General features: G+C 67.7%; 1 protein-coding gene. It reads right to left on the bottom strand.

Features of this window, described 5'->3' with window-relative positions:
• A partial coding sequence (locus VML93_RS34670) for a zinc-binding dehydrogenase (RefSeq protein WP_325617771.1) occupies window positions 1-2,879 on the bottom strand: 2,879 nt, incomplete at both ends.

Genomic DNA, 2,879 nt, shown 5'->3' with positions numbered 1-2,879 from the left:
ATGCTGCCGGTCTCGGGGATCGTGATGACGATCTTGCCGGTGTGCTTACCCGATGCCATGAGCCGGAACGCGTCGGCCGCGTCGTGCAGGCTGAACTCGGTGACCGGAAGCACCTGTAGCTTACCCTCCGCCACGTGACCCAGAATGTGTTGCAGCAGTTGGCGATACTTCGCGGGCTGCAGCTTCAGATTCAGGTCTAGGTCGACGACGGCGAAAGACGCGCTCTTGGCCAGCGCGGCCAACCCCAGGTTGGCGTCGGCGTAGACGTCCTTCTTGCCCAGCTCGATGAACCGGCCCCCGGGAGCCAGGATCTGCACGCCGCGCTGAATCGCTTCGCCCGCCAGTGAATTGAGAACGACGTCGACACCGTAGCCGTCGGTGAGCTCGAGTATCTCGTCGGCGAAGTCCACGGTCCTGGAGTCGCCGACGTACTCGACGCCGAGCCCGGACAGCATTTCGCGTTTGGCCTCCGAGCCGGCCGTCGTGTAGATGCGGGCGCCGATCATCTGGGCGATCGACACCGCCGCCATGCCGACACCGCCGGTGGCGGAATGGATCAGCACCCGTTCGCCCGGCGCCAGCCGGCCGACCTCGCACAATGAGTGCCAGGCGGTGAGGTACGCGACGCCGAACGTGGCCGCCTCGTTGTCGGGCAGCGTGTCGGGGATCGGGACGACGAGGTCGGCGATCGTGCCCAGGTGGGTTCCGAATGTGCCGGGACCGAACGCGATTACGCGCTGGCCGATTTCGACCGAGTCGACATCCTCGCCGATGGCTGTCACGTAGCCGACGCACTCGCCACCGATTACCGGCGCGGCGCCGTCGAGGCCCGGGTACACGCCCATCGCCTTGAGCACGTCGCTGAAGTTGAGGCCCGCGGCGGCGACGCGCACCTCGACCTGATCACCTTGCGGCTTGCCCCGCTTCACCTGGTGCACCGTCAGCGCGTCCAGCCGTCCGGCTTGATCGACCTGCAGCCGTACCGCATCGGACCCGTCCAGATCAACGACTGTGCGGCGCGTTTCGCCGACCAGCTCACCCTTCGCCGTGGTGGGCGCGAGCACCAGCCGGTTCACGTAGCGCCGGCCGCCGCGGTAGGCGACCTCGTCCTGGCCGGAACCGGCGAGCAACTCCTCGGTCAGATCGGCAACCGAGCCGGCGCCTTCCGGCTCGATGTCGACCAGCGTGGCGCTCAGTTCCGAATGCTCGAATGTCAGCACGCGTGCGAGCCCACGTAATCCGGTCTGTGCCAGCGTGACTGATTCGGTCGGGTCGACCTGCGCGGCGCCGCGGGTGACGATCCACAGCCGCGGGCTCTTCCGGGCGCCCATTCGCGTCAGCGTCTCGACCACCCCGGCGATCAGCAGCGTGCGTGCCCACACCGACTCCAATTGCGCCTCGTTCGGCGATGATTCGTCGCTGCTTCGGGGCGGATAGACCAGGACGATTCCGTCCCAGGCGATGTCGGGTCGGGTGATCGCCGCCCGCAGCTTGGTTTCGTCGTCGGGGGAGACGAGTTGCACTTCGGCTCCGATTTCCAGGCGCTCATGCAGCGACGACTGCAGCGCGGGCAACAGCGCGTCGCCCGCGGCGAGGTCACCGATCAGCAACAGGCCGCCCGGAGTGTCGGCCTTCTTTTCCAGCGGTGTGGGCTCCCACTCCAGCGCGAACAGGCGATTGCTGAGTTCGGTTGCACCACCGGCGGATCCGAGCACTGCCATCTCGACTTCGTCGACGACCAGCAGCGGTCGGCCGTCCGGATCGGTCAGGACTACGGTGCCGACCAGTCGCCCGTCGGCGGAGGTCAGCGAGCCGACCGCGCGGACACCTTGGGTGACATCGCCGTACACGTGCACGCCCGCGTACCGTTTCGGGACGACCAGAGTGCTGCGCGCGGTCTGCCCGCCCGCCAGTTCGGTGGCCATCCGGGTGGCGCCCAGGGTCTGCAACGCGATGTCCATCATCACCGGGTGCAGGAAGAAGTCGCGGGAACCCGTCCTGGCAGACGAAGGCAGCCGCACTTCGGCGCGGGCCGCGCCGGATGGCTCGACGCCGAGCCCCACGATGCCCTGGAATGCCGGTCCGTGCTGTTGGCCGGCGCCGCGCAGCCGCTGATACAGGTCGTCGGGGTCCAGTTCGCCGGCCAGATCGGCTGCGGTCGCCTCGGGCCCCTGAACTGCTGGTGCCTGGTTATCCGTCACCCGCGCGACGGTGGCGGTGGCGTGCGTGGTCCATCCCGAATCGCCACTGCGGGTGCGTATTTCGATTCGACTCCGCTGCTCGTCGCCGGTCAGCGTGGTGACCAGAACGGTGCCTTCGGTGACGTGCAACATCTGATGCAGGTCGAGCTCGCTGATCGTCCAGGGGTGCTCTTGCTCGGTCGGGGACGCGGCGAAGGTGTCCGACGCGGCGGCCAGCGCGAGCTCGGCGTAGGCCGCGCCCGGCAGCACGACGAGATCGTCGATGACGTGATCCCCGAGCCACAGCAGGTCGGGGTCCAGCTCGGTTTCCCATACCCGGGTGCCGTTGGTGGGGTCGGTGACGCCGATGCCGAGCAGCGGGTGCGTGTTTCCCATGTGGTAGGCGGCCGAGCTGGCGCTGATCCAGTGCTGGCTGTGCTGCCACGGGGTGGTGGGCAGCACGGGGTGTGGTTCGGGCGGATGGGGAGTCTGCGGGGGGTGCGTCGTGTGGGCGGCGTTGAGATTGGTGTGGAAGGTCAGGGTGTCGTGAGCGTCGCGTTGCAGCGTGCCGATGCTCAAGAAGTTGGCCGCGCCAGAGTCGTTAATACCCTTGAGGATGTCGGTGATCGAATGCGTCAGCAGTGGGTGCCCGCTGACCTCGATGAAGGTGTGGTGCTCCGCCCCAGCCTCAGTAATGGC

The sequence above is a fragment of the Mycobacterium sp. genome, assembly GCF_035499775.1.
Classification (GTDB): Bacteria; Actinomycetota; Actinomycetes; order Mycobacteriales; family Mycobacteriaceae; genus Mycobacterium.
This window is presented reverse-complemented; position numbering and strand designations above follow the sequence as displayed.